Below are 24,460 nucleotides of genomic sequence, written 5' to 3'. Positions count from 1 at the left end.
GCAAACTCATAATTTTCACAGAGATGATGAATAATTTTAATGAAGCCGATATTTTTAGAACTCCGTCATTTAAAAACGCTGATTGCATTGAAAGAAACCGGCAGTGTGTCGCTTGCCGCCAAACGGATTTACCTCACCCAATCTGCACTTTCCCATCAAATCAAACTGTTGGAAGAGCAGTATGGTCTCACCCTGTTTGAGCGTAAAACCCAACCGTTACATTTCACCGCTGCCGGGGAGCGCTTAATCAAGCTCGCCTATGATATTTTGCCGAAGGTGGTGGACGCAGAGTTGGATTTGGTGCGGGTGAAAGAGGGCGACGCAGGGCAGTTGCGGATTGCAGTCGAATGCCACACCTGCTTTGACTGGTTAATGCCGGCGATGGATTCGTTCCGCCAAAATTGGCCTTTGGTCGAGTTGGATATTGTGTCTGGTTTTCACACCGATACGCTCGGATTATTGCTGACCCACCGCGCGGACTGGGCGATTGTGTCGGAAGTGGAAGAGACCGCGGGAGTTGTGCACCAATCGCTATTTGGTTATGAAATGGTCGGGATTTGTTCGAAAGATCATCCGCTTGCGGCAAAAGCGGTGTGGCAGGCGGAAGATTTTGCCGACGAAACCCTGATTACTTACCCCGTGCCGGACGATATGTTGGATTTGTTGCGTAAAGTGCTTTATCCGCAAGGGATCAATCCGGCACGCCGCACCAGCGAACTGACGATTGCGATTATTCAGCTGGTCGCCAGTAAGCGCGGTATCGCAGCACTGCCGTATTGGGCGGTATTACCGTACTTGGAGCGCGGTTATGTGGTGGCGCGCAAAATCACCGATAACGGCTTGCAAAGCGAGCTGTATGCGGCGGTGCGCGAAAGTGATGTCAACACCGCCTTTGTGCAGGATTTTTATCACACCGTCAAATCGCAAAGTTTTTCCACCTTACCGGGCTTGTCGGTGTTGGATTAATCCAATAACTTAATCAGATCCGCCGCCTGTTCAATATAATTGCCGCCAAAGCGGTGGCTAAAATTGAGCAGGTAATAAAGCTGATAAATGCTTTTACGTTGCCGATAACCGTTATCAACCGGATTAATGCCGTTGTAGGCTTGATAAAATTCGCTCGGCATTGGTGTAAACAGCTCAAACAGAGCCAAATCACACTCCGAATCGCCCCAATAACATGCCGGATCAAACAGCACGATTTCGTTATCACAAATACCGAAATTTTTATGGTAGAACGCCCCGTGCAACAGTGCGGGCACAGGCTGATATTTGGCAAGATGGAAGCAGACCGAGGAAATAATGTCTTCAAACCGTCCGAATTCAATCCCTTTTTCTCTGCATAATTGCAACTGCCAACCGATTCGGTTTTCACTGAAAAAGGTTGACCAATTTTTTGACCATGCATTGGGTTGATACACCGGACCAAGCCAGGTGTCGTAATCAAAACCGTATTCTTGGTTGTTGCTATTGCTGTGCAACGCCGCCAACTGTGCGCCTAACTCTGCCATTTTATTGCTTGGCAACGGGGATAGTGATAAAGACTCTAGGAGAATAAAACTGACGTTTTCGGCACAACCTACGCCGTAAACCCGCGGCACACGCACCGTACCGCTCTTGGCTAATAACGTTAATTGATCGGCTTCGGTGCGGAACATCGAGCGATAGGTTTTGTCATTTACTTTGACAAAAACCGGTATATTACCGTCATCAATAATCCAAGCCTGATGCATTTCGCCGTCCGCAACAGGCGTTTTGGATTTAATCGTGTAGTAAGAACCGAATTGTTCAGCCAACAGCTGAGAAATTGCTTTCCACATCATTTACTCCTTGGTTTTGGTCGCCTGTTAACCTATCTTAGCCAGAATGGCTTGATTTTACTGTGATTTGGCTCAAACATTAGCAATTTTGCCGGAGTTATTGTCGATGATGGTAATCATTTGGCATATCTGCTAAACTACCGCCCTATTTTTTACACAGAATAGGTTTTTGCACAGAGTAGGTGCGAAAAATAAACTGATTTTAACAACCATTCATTTTAAACAAGTCGCCTGGCGTATGGGCGACCACTGTAAGGACAAATTTATGCCAATTATTACTTTACCTGACGGCTCACAACGTCAGTTCGATAATCCTGTTTCCGTATTCGAGGTGGCGCAAAGTATCGGCGCAGGGCTTGCCAAAGCGACTATTGCGGGGCGCGTGAACGGCGTGCGTAAAGACGCGGTGGATCTGATCAGCGAAGACAGCACCCTGGAAATCATCACCGCCAAAGACGAAGACGGCTTGGAAATTATCCGCCACTCATGCGCGCACTTACTGGGGCACGCAATCAAACAACTGTTCCCAAATGTGAAAATGGCAATCGGCCCGACGATTGACAACGGTTTCTATTATGATGTGGATCTTGACCGCACTTTGAATCAAGACGATTTGGACGCGATCGAAAAACGCATGCTCGAACTGGCGAAAACCGATTACGACGTGGTGAAAAAAGTGGTCAGTTGGCAGCAAGCCTACGACACCTTTAAAGCCCGCGGTGAAGAATACAAACTGGCGATTTTAGACGAAAATATCGAAAAAACCGCAACGCCGGCGTTGTATCATCATGAAGAATACATTGATATGTGCCGTGGGCCGCACGTTCCGAATATGAAATTCTGCCACCACTTCAAATTACAAAAAGTGGCAGGCGCATATTGGCGCGGCAACAGCGACAACAAAATGCTGCAACGGATTTACGGCACGGCATGGGCGGATAAAAAGCAACTGGCGGCTTATTTGCAACGTTTGGAAGAAGCGGCGAAGCGCGATCACCGTAAAATCGGCAAAGCGTTGGATCTGTACCATATGCAGGAAGAAGCGCCGGGCATGGTATTTTGGCACAACGACGGCTGGACGATTTTCCGCGAATTGGAAACGTTCGTGCGTACCAAATTGAAACAATACGATTATCAAGAAGTGAAAGGTCCGTTTATGATGGATCGGGTGTTGTGGGAAAAAACCGGACACTGGCAAAACTACGCCGACTTGATGTTCACCACCCAATCGGAAAACCGCGAATATGCGATTAAGCCGATGAACTGCCCGGGACACGTGCAAATTTTCAATCAGGGCTTGAAATCGTACCGCGATTTGCCGTTGCGTATGGCGGAATTCGGTTCTTGCCACCGTAACGAACCGTCCGGCTCGTTGCACGGTTTAATGCGCGTGCGCGGCTTCACCCAAGACGACGCGCATATTTTCTGTACCGAAGATCAGGTGGAAAGCGAAGTGACTTCGTGTATCCGCATGGTATACGACATTTACAGCACCTTTGGTTTCACCAATATTCAGGTTAAACTCTCGACCCGTCCGGAAAGCCGTATCGGTTCCGACGAGATTTGGGACAAAGCCGAAGAAGGGTTGGCAAATGCGCTGAAACATAACGGCTTAGCTTATGAAATTCAAGAGGGCGAAGGCGCATTCTACGGGCCGAAAATCGAATTTGCCTTGCGTGATTGTTTAGATCGGGAATGGCAATGCGGCACAATCCAACTGGATTTCGCCTTGCCGGGTCGTTTGAACGCCTCTTATGTGGCGGAAGACAACGAGCGCAAAGTGCCGGTGATGATCCACCGCGCGATTTTGGGTTCAATCGAACGTTTTATCGGCATTATCACCGAAGAATACGCCGGTTTCTTCCCGTCATGGCTCGCGCCGGTGCAAGCGGTGGTGATGAACATCACCGATTCGCAAGCGGATTATGTGCAAAACGTGGTCAAAACCCTGTCTGAAGCAGGCTTGCGTGTGAAATCGGATCTGCGTAATGAAAAAATCGGTTTCAAAATCCGCGAACACACCCTACGCCGCGTGCCGTATATGCTTGTTTGCGGCGACAAAGAAATCGAAGCCGGTAAAGTGGCGGTGCGCACCCGTAAAGGGCAAGACTTGGGCACATTCACCATTGATGAATTCACCCAACTGCTGAAAAATCAAGTTCACAGCCGTGAACTGAAATTGTTGGGCGAAGTATAATTTCTTTGATTCGATGGAAAAAGGCAAGTTTGGCTTGCCTTTTTTTATGTTGAATTGATAACATCTATAAAAGCGCAACCATCATCCTGCCAATGGCAATAACCACCGCACTTTATACGCAGTGCTTGATTTATCACAGCACAAAAAACGTTGTATTTTTTATAATCACATGAGACAAGCGGATTCGATTTACATATATATACCATGAATGAAGGAGGTGAAAAAATACATTAGTCCGCGAATTGCTCCAATTGGAATAAAAAGCAGCAAATCAACAACCGCCCATATAATTTCGTCATTTTCGACATCTTTAACAACGGCATAAACAGGAAAAACAATACACAATATTACATAAGAAAAGTAAAGTGCAATAGTTAGAAAATGAATCAATATTTCCCTGATCTTTTGCATGAAAGGTTTTTTATCCTATAGTAATTTTGCAAAATTTATATGTAAAAAGTCCGTAAGAGAGTAATTATTATCGATTCTACACCCTAAATGAGGTTCATTCAAGCGTAAAAATCATGAAAAATAGTCTATAGGTGAGTAAAATAAATTTGGATAGCAGTAAATGGCAAAATTAGATCCAACGGAAGTTGATCGTTTGATTGGAAAGCGAATTCAACAAAAACGGAAGGAGTGCGGTTTTTCGGCAGAAAAATTGTCGGAATTATTGGATATTTCACAACAACAATTATCACGCTATGAAAGAGGGACAAATAAAATTAATGTTTCCCATCTAGTGAGTATTGCAAATTTCTTACACACGCCGATCAGTTATTTTTTTATGGATTGTATGTTAGATTCCGATTGGAATAGCGACAGAATCGATCGCCATTGGCAAGCGTTAACACTACCGCAAAAAACGGCTTTTATCGCATTTCTCGAAAGCTTAGCGAACGGGTAGCGGAAAGTCATATAATCCTTAAAATTCCCTTGCATATCGCCTGATTTTTCTTTAAAATCTACGCCACTTTTTTGCCGTCTTTAGGTTAAAAGACGGTAAATTATTTCGGTTGCTCTTTGGTTACATGATTAGGTTGTGATTGTAAGGGCTGTCTTAAATTCATTAGAGGAAGAAAACTATTAAAGCGGTAAAACGAGTTCAGACGCAACGCCCAAATCGTATTAATGACGAGATTAAGGTGAAAGAAGTTCGCTTGATCGATGCAGAAGGTGAACAGGCTGGGATTGTCGGTATTCAACAGGCACTAGAGATGGCAGAGGCTGCCGCTTTGGATTTGGTTGAAATCAGTCCGAATGCAGAACCACCGGTATGCCGGATCATGAACTACGGCAAATTCCTTTACGAAAAAAGCAAGACGGCGAAAGAGCAAAAGAAAAAGCAAAAAGTTGTTCAGGTTAAGGAAATTAAATTCCGTCCTGGTACAGACGAAGGCGACTATCAGGTAAAACTACGCAGCCTGATTCGCTTTCTGGAAGATGGGGACAAAACCAAAATCACAATCCGTTTCCGCGGACGTGAAATGGCCCATCAACAAATCGGTGCCGATGTGTTGGAACGCGTGAAAAACGATCTGGCTGACATCGCCGTGGTGGAGTCCGCTCCGTCAAAACTGGAAGGCCGTCAAATGGTGATGGTGCTTGCGCCGAAGAAGAAGTAATCAGCGCCGACAAGTAATAAAGTGCGGTTGGCGCAAGCCAAACGCGTTTTTATTCGCCTGATTACATTGATTAATAATACAATGCGGAGTTAATCCAATTATGCCAAAAATTAAAACAGTACGCGGTGCTGCGAAGCGTTTCAAAAAAACGGCTTCCGGCGGTTTTAAGCGTAAACAATCTCACTTGCGTCATATTTTGACCAAGAAATCGACTAAACGTAAACGTCATTTACGCCACAAATCCATGGTTGCGAAAGCCGACCAAGTATTAGTGGTAGCCTGCTTGCCGTACGCATAGTTCATTTCATTCCAGTTAAAATAGATCAAAGGAGATCCCTATGGCCCGTGTAAAACGTGGTGTTGTTGCCAGAGCTCGTCATAAGAAAGTTCTTAAGGCTGCTAAAGGTTATTATGGTGCGCGTTCACGCGTGTATCGCGTTGCTTTCCAAGCGGTTATCAAAGCAGGTCAATATGCTTACCGTGACCGTCGCCAACGCAAACGTCAATTCCGTCAATTGTGGATCGCGCGTATCAACGCGGCGGCTCGTCAAAACGGATTGTCTTACAGCCGTTTCATCAACGGCTTGAAAAAAGCGTCTGTCGAAATCGATCGTAAGATCCTTGCCGATATTGCGGTGTTCGACAAAGTGGCTTTCAGCGCTTTAGTTGAAAAAGCAAAATCTGCTTTAGCTTAATAGATTAAGTTAACGCAACACGAGAAGGGAGCTAAGGCTCCCTTTTTGTTTATGCAACGTTTGCGCATTTCAAGTTATTGTATGGCAACATTATAAAGATATTTGCAATTTCCCGACATTTCTTGGAAAATAACTCGATTTTAAAACGTTATTCTGGCATTGGCGTTATGTTGATGTGTTATAAATCTTGCTAAAGGATATTATCATGAAAAAATGGATTGCGATTATTATTGTTGCCGTGATTGCCGGTGTTACTTTAATGAGCAGCTACAACGGATTAGTGCGGGCGGAGGAAGAGATTGACTCTGTGTGGGCAAACGTCGAGTCATCTTATCAGCGTCGTGCCGATTTGATTCCGAATATTGTCAATACCGTGCAAGGGCAAGCGAATTTTGAACGCGACACCTTGACCGGTGTGATTGAAGCGCGTGCCAAAGCGTCACAAACCAAAATCGACCCGGCGAATATGACGCAGGAGCAATTAAACCAATTCCAACAAGAGCAAAATTCGGTTGGTTCGGCATTATCCCGTTTGTTAGTCACGGTTGAACGTTATCCTGAACTGAAAGCGCATGAAGGTTTCATGAATCTGCAAGCGCAATTGGAAGGTACCGAAAACCGTATCAACAAAGCGCGTAACGATTTCAATACGGCGGCTCGCACTTATAACAGCTATGTGCGCCAGTTCCCGACCAAATTTGCGGCGATGATTTTCGGCTTTAAAGAAAAACCGTATTTCCAAGCGGCAGAAGGGGCGCAAAACGCGCCGGTTGTGAATTTCAACTAAAAGTGCGGTCAGACCATGCCATTATTTGCCAAATCAGCCATCGATAGTGCGTTAGTCGAAGCGGCGATTGAACAGTTAGAGTTGCAAACCGCTGCCGAAGTGCGGGTTTATATTGAGAAAAACGCCAAATTAAACGCGTTGCCGGAACATGCTGATCCGATAATTGCCCGTGCGCAGCAGATTTTCGCTGAGCTGGAAATGGAACAAACGGCGGCGAATAACGGCGTGTTGATTTATGTCGCCTTAAAACAACGCCGCTGTGCGGTGATTGGTGATCATGGCATTCATCAATTTGTGAACGATGAATTTTGGCAGCGTTGCTGTGATGTGATTAGCGCACAAGCGGCGCAAGGCAATTTGACCAAAGGGATTATTGCCGCGCTGTATCTGCTGGCGGAAAAACTCTCGCTCCATTTTCCGCGCCAAGCAGACGATGTTGATGAATTGCCGAATGAGGTGATCATTGATGAGTAAATTTTTTATGCCGCTACGCTACCTGCTGACCGCACTTTGCCTGTTTTTCAGCGTTAATGCGGTGGCGGTCGAATTGCCGGCTGTCCCGAATCCGTTTCGCTATGTCAGCGACTACACCAATGTGTTGAGCGCAGCCCAACAAAATGCGTTGGAAAGCAAATTGGCGGCTTACGCTAAAGAAACCAGCTCGCAAATTGCCTTGGTGATTATGCCGACCACCGGCGACAACGAGATTGCCGAGTTTGCCTTTGCTTTGGTGGATAAATGGGGAATCGGGCGTAAAGGGCTGAATAATGGCGTATTAATGCTGATTGCGTTGAACGATCGCAAGATTTTTATTGCACCGGGGCAGGGACTCGAGGGCGCATTGCCTGACGCGATGTTATCGCAATTAATCCGCAACGAGATCACACCGTATTTTAAACAAAACCAGTATTATCAAGGAATTGATAACGGTCTGAATGCGATTATCGCCGCGAGTAAAGGTGAATATGCGCCGCAAGCGGTGGAACGCGATAACGAAATGGATTGGATTCCACTGGTGTTTGTGGTGATCTTTATTCTTTTTGTTTTGTTCGGACGGATTAATGACAGTTATGTCACCCCAACCAATAACCACACCATCGGGCGCAACGGACAAGTGCTCCGTCGCCGTAATAACCGTAATAACGGTGGATTTGGCGGCGGCTTCGGCGGAGGGGGCGGCTTTGGCGGTGGTGGCTTCGGCGGCGGCAGCTCCGGCGGCGGTGGCGCCGGCGGCAGTTGGTAGTTGTCCGTTCCGTTGTTCGTTAAGAACAGGAAAGCGGTAAATTAAATTCCTGTTATTGAGTTAAAAGCGGGCTGTGATACAATCAGCCACCATTCATTTACAAGCAGGGATTGCCCTGCTTTTTACTGAGGTCATCATGGAAACATTAGATAAAATCAAACAGCAAATCAGCGAAAATCCGATTCTTCTTTATATGAAAGGTTCACCCAAGTTCCCGTCTTGTGGTTTTTCTGCCAGGGCAGTGGAAGCGTTAATTCATTGCCAAGTGCCGTTTGGTTATGTCGATATTCTGCAAAACCCGGATATTCGCGCTGAATTGCCGAAATACGCCAACTGGCCGACTTTCCCACAATTATGGGTGGAAGGCGAATTGGTCGGCGGCTGCGATATTATTATGGAAATGTTCCAACAAGGCGAATTGCAACCGATGTTAAAAGAAGTTGCCGCTAAACACGCTGAAACGGAACAAGCCTAAGTTTACTCGTTAAACTAACCGCACTTTGAATTAGTGAAATCGGAAATCAAAGTGCGGTTCTTTATTTTTGATAAATCAAAATATTAACTTACACTCATTTACTATGGCTTGCCTTATTTTACCCACAATGTCAATTATTCAGTTGAAGTAAATGTTATAGTTTGTGCTGTTTATTCCTGACAGAATTTTGTATAAATAATAGTTGTTACATAACAGAATACATATCACCACCACTCAAAATAGAGGAAAATAGCATGAAAACATCACATGACGTTTTAAATGATCCGTTTTTAAATAAAGGTACGGCATTTACATTGGCAGAGCGCGCCAAATTAGGCTTGATTGGTTTGTTGCCTGCTTGTGTGCAGACGCTGGATGAGCAATGCGGTCAAGCGTATGCGCAATTCCAAAAGAAAGATTCTCGGATTGAAAAGCGCCATTTTCTAATGGAAATTTTTAATACCAACCGCACGTTGTTTTATGCCTTGTTTAGCCGTCATGTGGTTGAATTTATGCCGATTGTTTATGACCCGGTGATTGCCGAATCGATTGAACGTTATGATGAACTGTTTGTTGATCCGCAATATGCCGCGTATTTGTCAATCAATGAACCGGAAAATATCGAAGCTACCCTGAAAAATGCCGCCAACGGACGTGATATTAGGCTGATTGTCGCAACCGATGCGGAAGGCATTTTAGGTATTGGCGACTGGGGCGTGAACGGTGTGGATATTTCCGTCGGTAAACTGATGGTTTATACCGCAGCCGCAGGAATTGATCCGAACAGCGTGTTGCCGGTGGTGCTGGATGTCGGCACAAACCGCGAGCAACTGCTCAAGGATCCGCTCTATTTAGGCAACCGCCACCAACGCGTACGCGGTGATCAATATTATCAATTCGTCGATCAGTTCGTGCAAAAAGCCGAAGCCTTGTTCCCGAAACTCTATCTGCATTGGGAGGATTTCGGGCGTTCGAATGCGGCGAATATCTTGAATAAATATCGCGATAAAATCCCAACCTTCAATGATGATATTCAAGGCACGGGGATTATCAGCCTTGCCGGGATTTTGGGCGCATTGAATATTTCTAAACAAAATATCACTGATCAAACCTATCTTTGCTTTGGCGCAGGCAGTGCCGGGGCCGGTATCACCAACCGTATTTACCAAGAGATGTTGCAACACGGCTTAAGCGAAAAAGAAGCGCGTGCCAAATTCTATATGGTTGACGTGCAGGGATTGCTGTTCGATGACATGGACGATTTGACCCCGGAACAACGTCCGTTTGCGCGCAGCCGTGCCGAATTTGCCAACAGCCATGAATTGACTTCACTTGAAGCGACCGTCAAAGCGGTGCGCCCGACGATTTTGGTCGGCACATCAACCCAAGGCGGTGCATTTACCGAAAGCATTATCAAAGAAATGGCGGCGCACACCGAACGTCCGATTATTTTCCCGCTCAGCAATCCGACCGAACTGGCAGAAGCGACCGCCAAAGATTTGCTGACCTGGACCGACGGCAGAGCCTTAGTCGCGACCGGCATTCCAACCGATCCGGTTGAGCTGAACGGCGTAACCTATGAAATCGGACAAGCAAACAATGCCTTGATTTATCCGGGCTTAGGCTTAGGCGTTCTGGTATCGGAAGCGCGGATTTTAAATGACACCATGATTTCCAAAGCGGCGCATTCGCTTGGCGGCTTGGTTGATCCTAACAAGGCAGGTGCAGCGGTGTTACCGCCGGTTTCAAGATTAACCGAATTTTCACGCACCGTTGCCAAAGGCGTAGCGCAAAGTGCGGTGGATCAGCAACTGAATAGACAGCCGATTGCCGATCTGGATAAAGCCATTGATGAATTGAAATGGATTCCGATTTATCAAGATCTCAGTAAATAAAAGGAACAGCCAATGCAATTTCTCTCTTCGATTGAAAGCACCTTGCCGATTTTGCTGATTATCGCCCTCGGTTACGGCTTACGAAAGAAAGGGTGGTTTGCAGATAGTTTCGGTGGCAATCTTTCAAAATTGATTTTGAATATTGCCTTGCCCGCAGGGATTTTTGTTTCGATTTTGAAATATTTAACCCGCGATACGCTGTTTTCGCTGTCGGGCGGTTTGGTCTATTTTGCATTGGCAACGGCGTTGGCGTATGTCGCCGCCTTTGCCTTAGCCAAATTGCTCAAGGTACGCCGCGGCAGACGCGGCGTCTTTATCAACGTGATCGTCAATGCCAACACGATTTTCATCGGCTTGCCGCTGAATGTCGCGCTGTTTGGCGATCTGAGCTTGCCGTATTTCTTGGTGTGCTATTTAGTCAATACGATTTCAACTTGGACGCTCGGCGCATGGTTGATTGCCAATGATGATCCGACGGTTGATCCGACGGCGCATAAAGGCGGTTTTGATCCGAAAAAACTGCTGACTCCGCCGATTGTCGGCGCAGCCTTGGCATTCGTGTTTCTGCTTGCGGATATTCCGTTGCCGACCTTTGTTAACTCGACGCTGGGTTATGTCGGCGAATTGGTGACGCCGTTAGCATTAATCTATGTCGGTATCGTGCTGGCGGACGCCGGTTTGAAAAGCATTAATTTTGACCGGGATACCAGCGTTGCTTTAATCGGACGTTTTATTTTAATACCGGCAATTACTATTGGGTTAATTCTGTTTGGTGCGGATTCACTTGGTTCATTGCCAGCAACAGAAGCTTATACACTGGTTGTCCAATCCGCCGTACCGGCATTGGCAGTGCTACCGATTTTGGCACACGCCGCCAACGGCGATGTGAAATACGCCACCAATACGGTCACCACCAGCACTTTGCTGTTTATCATCGTGATCCCAATCATCAACGCGATTTTGCCGTTGATCGCCTAATGCAATACCGCACTTTGCTTGTTTAATCCGTGCAAGTGCGGTTTTCTCTTGGTTTGAAAAGACATAAAAAAGGCGAATAAAGATATTCGCCTTTTACTGTTTAGCTCATAATCATAAGTGATTAACTCACCACATTGCCAATCAAACTGCGCGTGAGCACATTCACTTCCACCAGCTTAATTTGGAGCTGATCGCCGATTTGATAGGTTTTTTGATCGTTGATGTACAATGCCAGTTCGTCGCTATTGACGCTGATTTCCTCTTTTTTATCGTGCAGAGTCGAAATCGGTACAAACACGCTTGCGCCGTTTTCCGACAGTTGTACGCGCAGACCGCCGCGGCTGACATCTTGGATTTCGGCGGCGAAAATCGGGTTTTGTTCAACTATCGGTGCGAAATAAAGGGCGTATAACCAATCGGCGATATCGCGTTCCACCATGCGGTTTTGACGGCGTGCTTCTTGCAGGCGCGCTAAAATCGCGTCCGCCGGTTTGACCGCACTTTCATTCAAGAGACACTGTTTGATAATGCGGTGGTTCACCATATCGGAATATTTACGGATCGGTGAAGTCCAAGTGGCATAGGCGCTTAAACCTAAACCAAAGTGCGGTGCGGCTTCGGCTTTGAATTCGGCAAAGGTCAGGAAACGGCGCAGGCGCATTTCCAAAAAGCCGAAATCATATTGCTCGATATCGTGGCGCATTTGGCAATAGCCGTCGAGTGTGGTCAGCTTTTCAACGGAATAACGTTGTGCCAATTCCGCGCGATTGTCATCATTGGCAAGAGTCGCCAACAGGAAATCATGTGCCGATTGTTGGAATTTCGGATCGAACCCGCTGTGGGTGTTGAAGATACCGCACTTGGCGTGTTGATCCAAATAGTGTGCCGCACTGGTGTTGGCGATAATCATCGCTTCTTCCACGATTTGATTGGCGATACGGCGGTGTTTGGCGTGAATCGCTTTGACTTTGCCGTCTTGCTCCAACTCAAAACTGTAATCAGGGCGTTCTTTAAACAGCAAGGCGTGCGTTTTGCGCCACTCGATACGCGCAAGGGCAAATTGGTGTAATAATTCGATTTGCTGTGCGATTTTTTCATCGCTTGGTTGCCAATGATTCTCTACCTGTTCCAACAGATCGGAAACCTCGTCGTAATCCAATTTGGCTTTGGATTCGATCCACGCCGCAACAAAGTGCGGTTCGGCGCTGGTCTTGCCGTTGCGATCCGTTTCAATCGTACACACCAACGCCGGGCGTTTTTGCTGCGGCATTAATGAACACAGTTCGTCGGACAGCTCGCGCGGCAACATCGGAATGTTAAAACCGGGCAGATAGTTGGTGAAACAGCGCTGTCTGGCGTCAAGCTCGATTTGTGAATCCAATGGGATATAGGCGGTCGGATCGGCAATCGCAACGTGTAACTTCCAGCCGTTTTCCGTGGTTTCGATATACAGCGCGTCGTCCATGTCTTGGGTGGAAGCCGCGTCAATCGTGACAAAATCCAAGGCGGTCAGATCTTGACGTGACAGGGTTTGATCCAATTGATACGAATCCAGTCCGGCAACCGGCGTGCGTGGTTGTTGGTGACGGGCGAGCGTGACCCACCACGGTGCAAAATTGTCATCGCCACGGCAGATAAATTGTGTGACTTGCGCAAAAAATGCGCGGTCATCGCGTAGTGGGTGCTTTTGCAATTCCGCCACCACCCAATCGCCGTCTTGCAATTCTTCGCTGACGGTTTGGGCTTTGTTGGCGGCAATCAGGTTATTAATGTTCGGGTGATCGACCGTCAGTTGTAATCTTTTCTCTTTGTTGAACCGCACTTTGGCGATAAAACGGCTTAACATCGGTTCGATTAACGTTTCCGGTTCGGCATTTTCTTTATCGCCGTTGCTTTCGATCACCGCTTTGATCTTGTCGCCGTGCATGACTTTTTTCATTGCCGGCGGGGTGATGAAATAGCTTTTTTTATCGCATTCCAAAAAGCCGAAACCCTTATCGTTGGCTTTCACCGTGCCTTCGGCGCGCGGCTTGTTTTCACGGATTTGTTGCTTAAGTTGGCTTAACAGCGGATTGTTTTGAAACATGATGTTCTGTCCTATTAAAATCAAATGAGCAGACGGATTTTAAATTTCCTTTCCTCGCAAGCGGAGGGCAATAAATTAGGGCGGATATCAATCCGCCCTTGGTTTTTATCTTGAATGTTGAGGCTTATTCGGCGTCTAATTCATTCATTGCCGCGATATTGAAACCGCCGTCAACGTGCAACACTTCGCCGGTTACGCCGGAGGCTAAATCAGAACACAAGAATGCGGCGCTTTTGCCCACATCTTCAATGGTAACGGTACGGCGTAGCGGGGTGACCGCTTCGCAGTGTGATAACATTTTCTTGAAGTTTTTGATCCCGGAAGCGGCTAAGGTGCGGATTGGGCCTGCTGAAATCGCATTGACACGAATGCCTTCTTTGCCCATCGCATTCGCCATAAAGCGCACGTTGGCTTCTAAAGAGGCTTTTGCCAAGCCCATCACGTTATAGTTAGGAATCGCCCGTTCCGCGCCTAAGTAAGATAAAGTGACTAAGCCTGCACCCTGATTCAACATCGGACGCGCCGCTTTTGCCATCGCCACAAAGCTGTAAGAGCTGATGTCGTGCGCAATTTGGAAGCCTTCACGGGTAACCGCATTAACATAGTCGCCATCCAATTGATCGCCCGGTGCGTAAGCAATCGCGTGTACGAAACCATCGAATTTATCCCAATGTTTGCTCAATTCTTGGAAACAGTTTTCAATGTCTGCGTCGCTGCCGACATCACAAGGAATTACGATAGAAGAGTTAAAATCTTTGGCAAATTCTTCAACACGCGGTTTTAATTTGTCGTTTTGATAAGTGAACGCCAATTCCGCACCGGCTGCAAACATCGCTTGCGCAATGCCGTAAGCGATAGAGCGGTTGCTGGCGACACCGGCGATTAAAATACGTTTGTTTGTTAAGAATCCCATAAAACTTTATCCTGTTATTAATTGAAAAGATAATGGCGATAACAACGCACCGCCAAATTAACGTGGCGTGATTATACGCTACTTTATCGCCTGATTCCATTCTTATCAAGAATCGTCATTCTGCTGCGGGGAATTTTTTAATAATAACAATGAAACCACACCGATAGCGGGCAATATCAACCATTTTCTGCCCAATAACAGGCGGGTCGAAAGCGAAATCAGCGAGGAGCGGATAATCGGGTTGGAAACGGCTTTTAAGTAGCGCAAAGGCTGGCGGATTTCTTGCTGTGTTTTTTCTGTCTGCAAACGAAATTTATTGCGCAACACTTCGCCTTTGAGTAACAATAATTCTTTTTCCAATGCACGGTGGCTGGGCATAAGGCTCTCCTTGCGCGGTCTTTATTTTGAAGAATTGACGCTTTGTTTTATTGCGGCAAGATCTAATTTGACTTCTCTTAAGGTGTCATCAAGAAAACCACGCTGTTTACGGATTAAACGGATAATCAGAATCACCAGGGTCAGCACCAGCAACAGACAGCCGCACCCGATCAGCGTAAACACGCGAAATTTATCCGCTTCGGGCAGCCAGGCATTGAGGGCGAACATCAGGCTGAGGCCGGCAAGTAACAGTAACAAAAAGCTACATAAGGCAAAAACGATAACGAGTTGGGCGTGTTCTTTTTGTTCGTTGAGTTCCAACTTTGCCATTTCCAGACGGATACTGGCAAGTTCAAGGGCGGTGATAAAACTGTGTTTCAGACCGGATTTAATTTTATTTATCGTTTGCATTTTTTATCTCCTGTAACAGAAAGATCGGGAGGCCGCAGTGTTGCGGCTTCCACTATGCTCCGGATTATTTATTGCGGTTAATTAACAAACCCGCAATGAACGCGACCCCGGCAACGATCCCGATGGCTTTGTACGGATTCTCTTGAATCATGGTATCGGATTGTTTCGCTGCGTTTTTGGCGGTTGCCGCGACTTTGTTTTGCAGATCTTCCAATTGTTGGCGATAGCCGTCGGAGCTGGCATTCAAACGTTTTTTCAATTTTTTGAATTCGTCCGCCCCAACGTCTTTCCCTTCTTCAAACAAGTCTTCCGCAGTTTGTAGAATGTCTTGTAATTCAGAAAGCAGTTCTTCGCGTTTGCTGTCAAAGTCATTTCTCATACTTGTATCCTCCGTTTGATTGAGATGATATTTTGGTGTTGCAAATTTATCCTAAGGGATTATTTGAATAAGATCAAAGCGAAAACCGGATCTTTACAAATCAGCGTTCAGACTATGCCGGATTGTCAATATCATGAAAGAGCACATCGAACGCATAATGTTGTTGCAGCCATTCGCCTAATTTTTTAATGCCGTAACGCTCGGTGGCATGGTGTCCGGCAGCATAAAAATGGATGCCTTGCTCACGGGCGGAATGCGTAGTGCGCTCGGAAATCTCGCCGCTGATAAATGCGTCAATTCCTTGCGCTGCCGCCAGATCAATGTAATCTTGTCCGCCGCCGGTGCAAAGTGCCACGGTGCGGATTTTATCCGGTGCATTGCCATACGCACCGCCGCCACAATAGAGCGGTTTACGTTGCAGAACCCGTTCCAAACGTTGCGCCAATTCTTCGCCGGAAAGTGCGGTTTTCAACTCGCCGTAGACCGGAATGGATACCGCACTTTGTTCAAGGGATTGTAAATTTTCAATTCCCAACATTTCGGCCAATAACGCATTGTTTCCCAATTCCGGGTGCACATCGAGCGGCAGATGATAGGCGTATAAGTTAATATTATGCGTCAACAGGGTACGGATTCGCTTGCCTTTCATGCCGCGGATCAACGGCGATTCGTTTTTCCAAAAATAGCCGTGATGTACCAACACCGCATCGGCTTGCTGCGCAACGGCGTAATCCAATAACGCTTGGCAAGCGGTCACGCCGGTGATAATTTTACGCACCGCACTTTTGCCCTCCACTTGCAAACCGTTGGGGGCGTAGTCGCTGATGGCGTCACTGTTTAATGTGCGGTTGAGCAGTTGTTCCAATTCCAGATTATTCATTTCTCATTCCTGTTGATTGGTTAAGCATAGGTTGCCGCTTTCATCTTGCGCACAAATTCGCCCAACAAGCGCAGTGTTTCCGCATGATTATCCAAATGATTTTCGATAATTTTGACAATCGCCGAGCCGGAGATTGCCCCGGCAGTGCCGCTGTTCAGCGCGTCGATCACTTGTTGCGGTTGTGCGATACCGAAGCCTTGTAAAATCGGCGGTGCGTTGTGCGCTTTCAGTTGCGCAATCAAACTGTCTAAATTACCGGCGTGGGCTTGGTTTTCCGCACTGGTGACGCCGGCACGGGAGACCAAATAAGTGTAGCCCTCGCTGGTTTGCGCCACGCCTTGAATGGTGTCCGAATCGGCATTCGGCGGGCAGATAAACACCGGTTGCACGCCGAATTTTTTCGCCGCGGCAACATAGGGTTCGCAAGCCAATAGCGGCACGTCGGCCACTAACACCGCATCGACACCGATTTGCTGACATTGTCGATAGAAATTGTCCAAACCCTGTGCATAAATCAGGTTGGCACACAGTAGCAGGCTGATCGGAATCTCAGGGTATGTTGACCGCACTTTGTCTAATAACATAAAGCATGCTTTGGTGCTGCAACCGGCATTCAGCGCGCGGTTATTGGCGGCTTGGATCACCGGGCCGTCCAGTAGCGGATCGGAAAACGGAAAGCCCAGTTCCAAAGCGTCTGCGCCGTTATCAACCAGCGTGCGGATAATGTCAAAAGAGCGGTCTAAATCCGGATCGCACAGGGTGACGAACGGTACGAATGCGCCTTGGTTTTTCAGTTGTAACTGTCGGAAGCATTGTGCAAAACGGCTCATGATTTTCCCCCTTTTTCAGTTAAAATTTTATCGACGGTGAAAATATCTTTGTCGCCCCGACCGGACAGATTCACCACCAACAGTTGTGCTTTTTGCGGCTCTTGTTTGATTAATTTTAACGCATACGCCAAGGCGTGCGAGGATTCCAACGCCGGAATAATCCCTTCGTGCTGCGCCAGTTGTTGGAAGGCGTCAAGTGCCTCATCATCGGTGATTGATTCGTATTCCGCGCGTCCAATCGCATTCAAATAGGCGTGCTGCGGTCCGACGGAAGGGAAGTCCAGTCCGGCGGAGATCGAGTAAGACTCTTCGATTTGTCCGTCTGCGGTTTGCATAATCGGCGATTTCATGCCGAAATAAATGCCGACATCGGCGTGTTTTAACGGCGCGCCGTGTTCGCCGCTTTCAATGCCGTGTCCGGCAGGTTCGATCCCAATCAGGCGCACCGCACTTTCCTCAATAAAATCGGCAAACATACCAATCGCATTCGAGCCGCCGCCGACGCAGGCAATCACCGCGTCCGGCAAGCGCCCTTCGCGCTCCAACACTTGCCGTTTGGTTTCTTCGCCGATCATTTTTTGGAATTCGCGTACAATCGTCGGGAACGGGTGCGGGCCTGCCGCGGTGCCGAGCAGGTAATGGGCTTTATCGTAATTGGCTGACCAATCACGCATGGCTTCGCAACAGGCGTCTTTCAACGAACAAGAGCCTTTGTTGACAGGAATCACTTCCGCCCCCATCAGCCGCATACGGAACACATTCGGCGATTGGCGTTCCACATCTTTCGCCCCCATATAAATGCGGCATTTCAGCCCCAACATCGCACAGGCAATGGCGGTGGCAACGCCGTGTTGTCCTGCGCCGGTTTCGGCGATAATCTCGCTTTTGCCCATGCGGATTGCCAATAACGCCTGCCCCAACACCTGGTTGGTTTTGTGCGCGCCGCCGTGCAGCAAATCCTCACGTTTCAGGTAGAGTTTGGTATTCGAGCCTTTAGTCAGGTTACGGCACAGGGTAAGTGCGGTCGGACGGCCGGCATAGTTTTTCAGCAAATCATTGAATTCAGAAATAAATTCAGGATCGTCTTTCGCTTCTACAAAGGCTTTCTCCAGCTGTTGCAGCACCGGCACTAAAATTTCCGGCACATACATCCCGCCAAATTCACCGAAATAGGGATCGAGTAGGGTTTTATTGCTCATGTTGTTTTCCTTTTAAAATCGAATAATCGTGTCGAATAGCGCGGCAATTTTCTCTTCATCTTTAATCCCGACCGCACTTTCCACGCCGGAATTGATATCCACGCCCAAGCAGCCTTGAATCAAGGCTTGTTCGATATTTTCTTGTTTAATCCCGCCGGCTAAAATGGTGCGTTTTTTGATATTCGGCGGAATTAATGTCCAGTCGAAAATCAAGCCTGTGCCGCCTTGTTTTCCTTGTACTTTACTGTCGAACAGGAAATGGTCGATAAGCGGATCATCGGCAAGTTTAATCTGCTCGTGGTTGTCGATATCGACCGAAATCACATTCCAAATTTGGCACGTTGTCGGCAATTTTTCGCGTAGCTGTTGCATAAACTCACGGCTTTCATTGCCGTGCAGTTGCACCGCAAACAGGTTTAATTCGCGGGCGATTTCCGCGATATAGTCTAGCTCTTGATTTTGAAACACGCCGACAAAGCGCAGTGGCGCAGCGGTAATCAGCTGCTTGGCTTGGGCAAGGCTGACTTTGCGCGGCGATTTTTCGGCAAAAATCATGCCGCCGTACAGCGCGCCGTGTTGATATGCCGCGTTGACATCTTGCGCCCGGGTTAAACCGCAGACTTTGTTTTCGCCATAAATCACCTGCCGTACCGCACTTTGCAGATCGTCTTCGCCCATTAAGCTGCTGCCGATTAAAAACGCGTGTACATAAGGCTTCAGTTGCTGAATTTGCTGATGATGATAGATCCCCGATTCGCTGATGATAATCCGATCCGCCGGAATTTGTTGCGCCAATGGCGGCGTACGGTTGAGATCGACGCTTAAATCATGCAGATCGCGGTTGTTAATCCCGATAACTTTCGCATTAAGTTGAATCGCGCGTTCCAGTTCGGCTTGATTAGAGGTTTCGGTCAGCACGCCCATGCCCAATTCGTGCGCCAAATCGGATAATTTGCGATAGGTCGTATCATCCACCACCGACAACATCAGCAAAATCGCATCGGCTTGATGGTAACGCGCCAGATAGACCTGATATTCGTCAATCATAAAATCTTTGCACAAAATCGGTTGCGACGCGACAGACCGCACTTGGGCGATAAAATCAAAATTGCCCTGAAAATATTTTTCATCGGTCAGCACCGAAATCGCCGCCGCATACTCTTTATACACATCGGCAATTTGCGCCAAGTTGAAATCATCGCGGATCAACCCCTTTGACGGCGAGGCTTTTTTGCATTCCAAAATATAAGCAGGGCGTTGGTGCGAGCCTTGGGCGAGGGCGTGATAGAAATCGCGATCAGCGCGCTGCACTTGATCCTGAAATTGCGCCAACGGCAATGCCGCTTTTTTGTTTTTTATCCATTCGATTTTATCGTTGATGATTTTTTGCAGAATGGTGGGCTTATTATCCATATTCACGAGTTTTACCTTTATTTTCTCTCATTTTTTTAAGGGTTACGAATTGGGCGATCTTTTTCTAGTTGTGCCTGTTTAAGCCATTTTTGCAAACTCGGCAGGTGGTAGATCCGTTCGGCATAAGCATTGGCTTCAGGGCTAAGGTAATTACGCAGTCCATAATGAACTAAACGGATCAACACCGGAGCGAAAAATGCATCGACAGCGGTGAAAGCGTTACCGGCGAGATATTCACCACCGAAACGGCTTAAGCCCTCTGTCCAGAGTTGATTAATCCGAGCCAGATCGGCGGCAAGTGCGCTATCGATTTGATCTAATGTCACAAATTTTTGTGTATTCATGCTGCATTGGCTGCGTAACGCAACAAATGAGGCGTGCATTTCAGCACAAGCACAACGCGACCAAGCACGAGCGTTGCGCTCGCTTGCCCACACTTGCGGATAATCTTCCGCCACATATTCGCAGATCGCCAAGCTGTCCCAAATCACGGCATTGTTGTGATGGAGTGCCGGCACTTTCGAGGTCGGCGAGGCTTGTAAAAAGTCGATTTTTTGCAGAGTTTTATCCGGCTGAAAATAGAGCTGCGCTTCTTCGAATGGAATTGCCAACTGTTCCAACAAAATCCACGGGCGCAATGACCAGCTTGAGTTCGTTTTATTGGCGATAAACAGCTTATACATATTAATCCTTATACTGGCGCAATTTTTGTAGGGTTTCAAACGGTTTGCCGCCGGCAAGGCAGTCTAACACCATTTCCGCATTTTGTTTCAAATCCGCATATCCGAACAATTTCAATAAAAGTGCGGTATTGATTGCCACCGCTTGCGCGTGATATTTGTCGCCTTTGCCTTGCAAAAGTGCGGTCAGCATGCGTGCGTTGTCCGCCGGTTCGCCGCCGCGTAGCACCTCTAACGCTTGCGGCTCGAATCCGAAATCATACGGGGTAATGTCGTAATATTCGATTTCGCCGTTATGGATTTCCGCCACTTGGGTTTTGCCGTGCAACGCTACTTCGTCCAAACCGGCACCGTGCACCACGAAAGAGTGTTTGTGTCCGAGCATAAGTGCGGTTTCCGCATACGGTTTGATCAAATCGGGGGTATAAACGCCGAGCAGTTGCCGTTGCGGTTTTGCCGGATTGATTAACGGCCCGAGGATATTAAAAATGGTGCGGGTTTTCAGCGCGTTGCGCACCGGCATGGCGTGCTTAAAACCAAGATGATATTGCTGTGCAAACAGGAAGCACACGCCGATCTCATCTAACGCTTGGCGTGCGGTGTCGGCACTGAGGTTGATATTCACCCCAAGTGCGGTCAGCACATCGCTTGAGCCGGTTTTACTTGAAACGCTGCGATTGCCGTGTTTGGCGATTTTGGCGCCTAAGGTTGCCGCGACAATCGCACTGGCGGTCGAGATATTAATCGTATCCGCGCCGTCGCCGCCGGTGCCGACAATATCGGCGAACGGATAATCAGGGCTTGGAAACGGCTGTGCATTTTGTTGAAGTGCGGTTACCGCACCGGCAATTTCGGCGGTGGTTTCGCCGCGCAGTTTAATCGCGATCAGGGCGGCGGCAAGTTGTTCGTTACTTAGTTTTCCTTGTACTACGGCATTGAACAGGGTATAGCTTTGTTGCTGATTCAAAGCCTGATTGCTGAATAGCGTGTCTAATAGCGTTTGTGTTTCCATAACTTACCTTTTGATATTGTAATTAAAACAGGCTTCGTCGCCGGTCATGCCGCGAAAGCCCCAGCAGTGCGGCTCTTGTTCTTTGATCGTGATTTGTACATCGACCGGTTTGATTTTCAGTTGCTTATAAATTTCATCGAACAGCATGCGAATCAACAATTTCTTTGCCTCCGCGCTACGACCGCTCATCATATTAATTTCGATAATGGTGTAAGCCTCGCTGCGATCCGACGGATAATAATAGTCGTCCGCCTCAAGTCCGATAAAACGCTGCACCCGTTTATGCTCCGGAAAGTCGAGGGCAAACATCAAGCAACGGTGAATAATGTCCGATAGCTCTTTTTTAATCGGATCAAGCCGAGTTTTTAAACCATAAACCACAATCATTGCCGTTCTCCCAGTAACCAGTCGATACTTTGCGCCAGCAATTGCGAACCTTGCACGGTTAAGATCGATTCCGGGTGAAATTGAAAACTGCAAATCGGCAAAGTGCGGTGGCGCACCGCCATAATGATATTATTGAAACGTGCATTGACCTCAAACTCCGCCGGAATTTCCGTTCCCATTAACGAGTGATAACGCGCGACCGGCATAGGGTTCGGCAGATTGGCAAACATCGCTTGTTGATCGTGTTCAAGCTGCGACACCTTGCCGTGCAGGATTTCCCCGGCGTGTACGATCTTGCCGCCGAAGGCTTCGATAATCGCCTGATGTCCCAAACAAATGCCGATCAACGGCACTTTGCCTTTCAGTTCACGAATCAATGGCAACAGATTGCCGGCTTCTGCCGGATTGCCCGGACCGGGCGAGAGCGCGACAATGGTATTCGGCTCGGCAAGTGCGGTGTTCATCAGATGATCCAACTCACTGTCATTGCGGTAAACCACCACCTGATGTCCCAACACCCGAAACTGATCGACCAAGTTATAGGTGAACGAATCAAAATTATCAATAAATACGATTTTCGCCATAATGAAATCCTTAGATGTTGTTATTTGTTTGAATAATGGCGTTTAAGACCGCTCTTGCCTTGTGCCGAGTTTCGTCCGCTTCCATTTGCGGATCGGAGTCCAGCACTTCGCCGCAGCCGGCTTGCACGTGGGCGATACCGTTTTGCACGAAAGCGGAACGGATCACGATACAGGTGTCGAAATTGCCGTCGGAGCTGAGATAGCCGACTGCGCCGCCGTAGCTGTGGCGTTTTTGTTTTTCAAATCGGTAGATCAATTGCATTGCCTTGATTTTCGGTGCGCCGGTCAGCGTGCCCATGTTCATACAGGCTTGGTAGGCGTGCAGCGCGTCCAGCTCGGGGCGCAATTTGCCGACCACGCGTGAGACAAGGTGCATAATGTGCGAGTAGCGATCGACTTGCATTAATTCTTTCACTTGGCGCGTGCCGCTTTGGCAAACGCGGGCGATGTCGTTGCGTGCCAAATCGACCAACATCAGGTGTTCCGCCAACTCTTTTTTATCCAAACGCAATTCCAATTCCAAACGTGCGTCCAGTTCCGGATCGATTTTGCCGTGCATATCAAAACCGCGCGGGCGTGAACCTGCGATCGGGTAAATTTCCAACTGACGGCTGGCTTGGCTGTATTTCAATGCACTTTCCGGCGAGGCGCCGAACAGGATAAAATCTGCGTCGTGCATATAAAACATATACGGGCTTGGATTGGTGATTTTCAAACGGCGATAAGTCGCCAACGGATTCGGGCATTCAAGGGAAAAACGGCGTGACGGCACGATTTGGAACACGTCGCCGACAAAAATATGCTGTTTTAGCTGTTCGATGATCCGCTTAAATTCGGGATCGTCAATATTCACGCTCACTTCGCTTGAAGCCGCTTGAATCGGCAAATTATCCTGAATTCGGCGCAGTTGCCGTTTGATGTTTTCCGCCGCGGAATCCAAGTGCGGTTGCTGTTCGGCGATAAAGCAGAAGGTTTGTAATGTTGCCGATTGTTGCTGGTGATCTAAGCGCAACAACTGCTCGGCTAAATAAAAACAGTAGTCGGGGCAGCTGATCTGATCGTCTTGCAGGTTGATATTTTCCATCGGGATAAACCCGGCAACCAGATCATAAGCAAACAAACCGCCGAGATAAACCGCACTTTCAGCTTGATTAAACAGTTGATTAATCACGCGCAAACCGTCAAACACCGTCGCTGCCTGTAATTTGCTGTCTTCGTCCAAATTCGGATTGAGTCCGCTGAAAAGTGCGGTCAGCACATTGTCTTGCGTATAATTTATTGCTTTTGCAATACCCTGTAACGTTTTTTCGATTAACGGTAATAACGCTTTTCCGTTGGCACTTAATGCCGAAAAGGTGACGTTTTTATCCAAACAGGTGATTTTGAGCGCACTGTCGATAAACAACAGACTGGTCAAGCTGTTTTTGCTTTGAATCTCGGCGGATTCCAATAGCAGGGTATTGGTTTTATCTTGGCATAGGGTTGCAAAAATCGCAGTCGGATCAGCGTGATAAGCAACGGCTTGCTGGGTGATATGAATATATGGCATTGGTAATCTCGTTCGGGTTGAATTTTTGTACTATTAAACTAGTG

At 47.6% G+C, this 24,460-nt stretch carries 27 protein-coding genes; 12 read left to right on the top strand and 15 right to left on the bottom strand.

Annotation, left to right across the window (positions count from 1 at the left end):
* Positions 1–39 precede the first annotated feature (39 nt).
* Positions 40–966, top strand: a complete 927-nt coding sequence (locus ACWA50_RS11290) for a LysR family transcriptional regulator (RefSeq protein ID WP_431052591.1) — start codon at positions 40–42, stop codon at positions 964–966.
* Here ACWA50_RS11290 and ACWA50_RS11285 read toward each other — a convergent pair.
* The gene (locus ACWA50_RS11285; protein WP_431054347.1) at positions 963–1,820 is read right to left on the bottom strand and encodes a fructosamine kinase family protein; all 858 of its coding nucleotides are present in this window, start codon (positions 1,818–1,820) and stop codon (positions 963–965) included. The genes ACWA50_RS11290 and ACWA50_RS11285 overlap by 4 nt on opposite strands.
* Positions 1,821–2,085: 265 nt before the next feature.
* Between ACWA50_RS11285 and thrS the strand changes: the two genes are divergently transcribed.
* From thrS to ACWA50_RS11230, 11 genes are all read left to right on the top strand, one after another.
* Complete coding sequence (thrS, locus tag ACWA50_RS11280) at positions 2,086–4,017, top strand: threonine--tRNA ligase (RefSeq protein ID WP_431052590.1); 1,932 nt, start codon at positions 2,086–2,088, stop codon at positions 4,015–4,017.
* A 571-nt stretch (positions 4,018–4,588) separates the two neighbouring features.
* Positions 4,589–4,924, top strand: a complete 336-nt coding sequence (locus tag ACWA50_RS11275; protein WP_431052588.1) for a helix-turn-helix domain-containing protein — start codon at positions 4,589–4,591, stop codon at positions 4,922–4,924.
* Between the two features lie 238 nt (positions 4,925–5,162).
* Entirely contained in the window at positions 5,163–5,642 is a 480-nt protein-coding gene (infC, locus tag ACWA50_RS11270; RefSeq protein ID WP_449343106.1) for a translation initiation factor IF-3, read from the top strand.
* 100 nt (positions 5,643–5,742) lie between these two features.
* Positions 5,743–5,940 carry a 50S ribosomal protein L35 gene (rpmI, locus tag ACWA50_RS11265; RefSeq protein WP_034613912.1) on the top strand — a complete coding sequence of 66 codons (198 nt, stop codon included), beginning with the start codon at positions 5,743–5,745 and terminating at the stop codon, positions 5,938–5,940.
* A 40-nt stretch (positions 5,941–5,980) separates the two neighbouring features.
* Positions 5,981–6,337: a 50S ribosomal protein L20 gene (rplT, locus tag ACWA50_RS11260; protein WP_431052585.1), complete on the top strand. Its 357-nt coding sequence runs from the start codon at positions 5,981–5,983 to the stop codon at positions 6,335–6,337.
* A gap of 205 nt (positions 6,338–6,542) precedes the next feature.
* Entirely contained in the window at positions 6,543–7,124 is a 582-nt protein-coding gene (locus tag ACWA50_RS11255; RefSeq protein WP_431052583.1) for a LemA family protein, read from the top strand.
* A gap of 15 nt (positions 7,125–7,139) precedes the next feature.
* Positions 7,140–7,598 (top strand): TPM domain-containing protein, encoded by a 459-nt coding sequence (locus ACWA50_RS11250; protein ID WP_431052581.1) that lies wholly within the window; start codon positions 7,140–7,142, stop codon positions 7,596–7,598.
* Positions 7,591–8,367 carry a TPM domain-containing protein gene (locus ACWA50_RS11245; RefSeq protein ID WP_431052579.1) on the top strand — a complete coding sequence of 259 codons (777 nt, stop codon included), beginning with the start codon at positions 7,591–7,593 and terminating at the stop codon, positions 8,365–8,367. The genes ACWA50_RS11250 and ACWA50_RS11245 overlap by 8 nt, the downstream gene beginning before the upstream one ends.
* 136 nt (positions 8,368–8,503) lie before the next feature.
* The gene (gene grxD, locus ACWA50_RS11240; RefSeq protein WP_431052577.1) at positions 8,504–8,842 is read left to right on the top strand and encodes a Grx4 family monothiol glutaredoxin; all 339 of its coding nucleotides are present in this window, start codon (positions 8,504–8,506) and stop codon (positions 8,840–8,842) included.
* A gap of 254 nt (positions 8,843–9,096) precedes the next feature.
* Complete coding sequence (locus ACWA50_RS11235) at positions 9,097–10,737, top strand: malolactic enzyme (RefSeq protein WP_431052575.1); 1,641 nt, start codon at positions 9,097–9,099, stop codon at positions 10,735–10,737.
* A 12-nt stretch (positions 10,738–10,749) separates the two neighbouring features.
* A complete protein-coding gene (locus tag ACWA50_RS11230) occupies positions 10,750–11,715 on the top strand; it encodes an AEC family transporter (protein ID WP_431052573.1) in 966 nt (321 codons plus the stop codon).
* A 121-nt stretch (positions 11,716–11,836) separates the two neighbouring features.
* On the opposite strand, the gene rnb is transcribed toward ACWA50_RS11230, so the two are convergent.
* The 14 genes from rnb to trpE all read right to left on the bottom strand — a co-directional run bounded on the left by rnb (position 11,837) and on the right by trpE (position 24,416).
* Positions 11,837–13,801 (bottom strand): exoribonuclease II, encoded by a 1,965-nt coding sequence (gene rnb, locus ACWA50_RS11225; RefSeq protein WP_431052571.1) that lies wholly within the window; start codon positions 13,799–13,801, stop codon positions 11,837–11,839.
* 124 nt (positions 13,802–13,925) lie between these two features.
* Positions 13,926–14,714: an enoyl-ACP reductase FabI gene (gene fabI, locus ACWA50_RS11220; protein WP_431052569.1), complete on the bottom strand. Its 789-nt coding sequence runs from the start codon at positions 14,712–14,714 to the stop codon at positions 13,926–13,928.
* 105 nt (positions 14,715–14,819) lie between these two features.
* Entirely contained in the window at positions 14,820–15,092 is a 273-nt protein-coding gene (locus ACWA50_RS11215) for a hypothetical protein (protein ID WP_431052567.1), read from the bottom strand.
* 21 nt (positions 15,093–15,113) lie between these two features.
* Positions 15,114–15,503: a phage holin family protein gene (locus ACWA50_RS11210; protein ID WP_431052565.1), complete on the bottom strand. Its 390-nt coding sequence runs from the start codon at positions 15,501–15,503 to the stop codon at positions 15,114–15,116.
* A gap of 64 nt (positions 15,504–15,567) precedes the next feature.
* The gene (locus ACWA50_RS11205; RefSeq protein ID WP_431052563.1) at positions 15,568–15,882 is read right to left on the bottom strand and encodes a DUF883 family protein; all 315 of its coding nucleotides are present in this window, start codon (positions 15,880–15,882) and stop codon (positions 15,568–15,570) included.
* 112 nt (positions 15,883–15,994) lie between these two features.
* A complete protein-coding gene (locus ACWA50_RS11200) occupies positions 15,995–16,762 on the bottom strand; it encodes a Nif3-like dinuclear metal center hexameric protein (protein ID WP_431052561.1) in 768 nt (255 codons plus the stop codon).
* Between the two features lie 20 nt (positions 16,763–16,782).
* Positions 16,783–17,592: a tryptophan synthase subunit alpha gene (trpA, locus tag ACWA50_RS11195; protein WP_431052559.1), complete on the bottom strand. Its 810-nt coding sequence runs from the start codon at positions 17,590–17,592 to the stop codon at positions 16,783–16,785.
* Complete coding sequence (gene trpB / locus ACWA50_RS11190; protein WP_431052557.1) at positions 17,589–18,791, bottom strand: tryptophan synthase subunit beta; 1,203 nt, start codon at positions 18,789–18,791, stop codon at positions 17,589–17,591. The genes trpA and trpB overlap by 4 nt, the downstream gene beginning before the upstream one ends.
* Before the next feature lie 12 nt (positions 18,792–18,803).
* Positions 18,804–20,204: a bifunctional indole-3-glycerol-phosphate synthase TrpC/phosphoribosylanthranilate isomerase TrpF gene (gene trpCF / locus ACWA50_RS11185; RefSeq protein WP_431052555.1), complete on the bottom strand. Its 1,401-nt coding sequence runs from the start codon at positions 20,202–20,204 to the stop codon at positions 18,804–18,806.
* Positions 20,205–20,239: 35 nt separating this feature from the next.
* Positions 20,240–20,887: a glutathione S-transferase family protein gene (locus ACWA50_RS11180; RefSeq protein ID WP_431052553.1), complete on the bottom strand. Its 648-nt coding sequence runs from the start codon at positions 20,885–20,887 to the stop codon at positions 20,240–20,242.
* Position 20,888: 1 nt separating this feature from the next.
* A complete protein-coding gene (gene trpD, locus ACWA50_RS11175; protein WP_431052551.1) occupies positions 20,889–21,896 on the bottom strand; it encodes an anthranilate phosphoribosyltransferase in 1,008 nt (335 codons plus the stop codon).
* 3 nt (positions 21,897–21,899) lie between these two features.
* Positions 21,900–22,283, bottom strand: a complete 384-nt coding sequence (locus ACWA50_RS11170) for a tautomerase family protein (protein ID WP_431052549.1) — start codon at positions 22,281–22,283, stop codon at positions 21,900–21,902.
* Positions 22,280–22,867 carry an aminodeoxychorismate/anthranilate synthase component II gene (locus tag ACWA50_RS11165; protein ID WP_431052547.1) on the bottom strand — a complete coding sequence of 196 codons (588 nt, stop codon included), beginning with the start codon at positions 22,865–22,867 and terminating at the stop codon, positions 22,280–22,282. The genes ACWA50_RS11170 and ACWA50_RS11165 overlap by 4 nt, the downstream gene beginning before the upstream one ends.
* Positions 22,868–22,877: 10 nt before the next feature.
* Positions 22,878–24,416 (bottom strand): anthranilate synthase component I, encoded by a 1,539-nt coding sequence (gene trpE / locus ACWA50_RS11160; RefSeq protein ID WP_431052545.1) that lies wholly within the window; start codon positions 24,414–24,416, stop codon positions 22,878–22,880.
* Positions 24,417–24,460 lie beyond the last annotated feature (44 nt).

This window comes from Testudinibacter sp. P17/SS/0325 (assembly GCF_053570765.1).
The sequence above is the reverse complement of the archived record's forward strand: the minus strand, read 5'-3'. Positions and strand labels throughout refer to the sequence as shown.

What these genes read in the sequence shown, in the direction of transcription:
- ACWA50_RS11275 (WP_431052588.1), top strand. Translation starts at nt 4,589, where the DNA reads ATGGCAAAATTAGATCCAACGGAAGTTGATCGTTTGATTGGAAAGCGA.
- rpmI (WP_034613912.1), top strand. Translation starts at nt 5,743, where the DNA reads ATGCCAAAAATTAAAACAGTACGCGGTGCTGCGAAGCGTTTCAAAAAA.
- ACWA50_RS11170 (WP_431052549.1), bottom strand. Translation starts at nt 22,283, where the DNA reads ATGATTGTGGTTTATGGTTTAAAAACTCGGCTTGATCCGATTAAAAAA.
- ACWA50_RS11230 (WP_431052573.1), top strand. Translation starts at nt 10,750, where the DNA reads ATGCAATTTCTCTCTTCGATTGAAAGCACCTTGCCGATTTTGCTGATT.
- ACWA50_RS11200 (WP_431052561.1), bottom strand. Translation starts at nt 16,762, where the DNA reads ATGAATAATCTGGAATTGGAACAACTGCTCAACCGCACATTAAACAGT.
- grxD (WP_431052577.1), top strand. Translation starts at nt 8,504, where the DNA reads ATGGAAACATTAGATAAAATCAAACAGCAAATCAGCGAAAATCCGATT.
- fabI (WP_431052569.1), bottom strand. Translation starts at nt 14,714, where the DNA reads ATGGGATTCTTAACAAACAAACGTATTTTAATCGCCGGTGTCGCCAGC.
- ACWA50_RS11250 (WP_431052581.1), top strand. Translation starts at nt 7,140, where the DNA reads ATGCCATTATTTGCCAAATCAGCCATCGATAGTGCGTTAGTCGAAGCG.
- ACWA50_RS11290 (WP_431052591.1), top strand. Translation starts at nt 40, where the DNA reads ATGAAGCCGATATTTTTAGAACTCCGTCATTTAAAAACGCTGATTGCA.
- trpD (WP_431052551.1), bottom strand. Translation starts at nt 21,896, where the DNA reads ATGGAAACACAAACGCTATTAGACACGCTATTCAGCAATCAGGCTTTG.
- thrS (WP_431052590.1), top strand. Translation starts at nt 2,086, where the DNA reads ATGCCAATTATTACTTTACCTGACGGCTCACAACGTCAGTTCGATAAT.
- ACWA50_RS11210 (WP_431052565.1), bottom strand. Translation starts at nt 15,503, where the DNA reads ATGCAAACGATAAATAAAATTAAATCCGGTCTGAAACACAGTTTTATC.
- trpCF (WP_431052555.1), bottom strand. Translation starts at nt 20,204, where the DNA reads ATGGATAATAAGCCCACCATTCTGCAAAAAATCATCAACGATAAAATC.
- ACWA50_RS11180 (WP_431052553.1), bottom strand. Translation starts at nt 20,887, where the DNA reads ATGTATAAGCTGTTTATCGCCAATAAAACGAACTCAAGCTGGTCATTG.
- rplT (WP_431052585.1), top strand. Translation starts at nt 5,981, where the DNA reads ATGGCCCGTGTAAAACGTGGTGTTGTTGCCAGAGCTCGTCATAAGAAA.
- rnb (WP_431052571.1), bottom strand. Translation starts at nt 13,801, where the DNA reads ATGTTTCAAAACAATCCGCTGTTAAGCCAACTTAAGCAACAAATCCGT.
- ACWA50_RS11285 (WP_431054347.1), bottom strand. Translation starts at nt 1,820, where the DNA reads ATGTGGAAAGCAATTTCTCAGCTGTTGGCTGAACAATTCGGTTCTTAC.
- ACWA50_RS11255 (WP_431052583.1), top strand. Translation starts at nt 6,543, where the DNA reads ATGAAAAAATGGATTGCGATTATTATTGTTGCCGTGATTGCCGGTGTT.
- trpA (WP_431052559.1), bottom strand. Translation starts at nt 17,592, where the DNA reads ATGAGCCGTTTTGCACAATGCTTCCGACAGTTACAACTGAAAAACCAA.
- ACWA50_RS11165 (WP_431052547.1), bottom strand. Translation starts at nt 22,867, where the DNA reads ATGGCGAAAATCGTATTTATTGATAATTTTGATTCGTTCACCTATAAC.
- trpB (WP_431052557.1), bottom strand. Translation starts at nt 18,791, where the DNA reads ATGAGCAATAAAACCCTACTCGATCCCTATTTCGGTGAATTTGGCGGG.
- ACWA50_RS11235 (WP_431052575.1), top strand. Translation starts at nt 9,097, where the DNA reads ATGAAAACATCACATGACGTTTTAAATGATCCGTTTTTAAATAAAGGT.
- ACWA50_RS11245 (WP_431052579.1), top strand. Translation starts at nt 7,591, where the DNA reads ATGAGTAAATTTTTTATGCCGCTACGCTACCTGCTGACCGCACTTTGC.
- trpE (WP_431052545.1), bottom strand. Translation starts at nt 24,416, where the DNA reads ATGCCATATATTCATATCACCCAGCAAGCCGTTGCTTATCACGCTGAT.
- ACWA50_RS11205 (WP_431052563.1), bottom strand. Translation starts at nt 15,882, where the DNA reads ATGAGAAATGACTTTGACAGCAAACGCGAAGAACTGCTTTCTGAATTA.
- ACWA50_RS11215 (WP_431052567.1), bottom strand. Translation starts at nt 15,092, where the DNA reads ATGCCCAGCCACCGTGCATTGGAAAAAGAATTATTGTTACTCAAAGGC.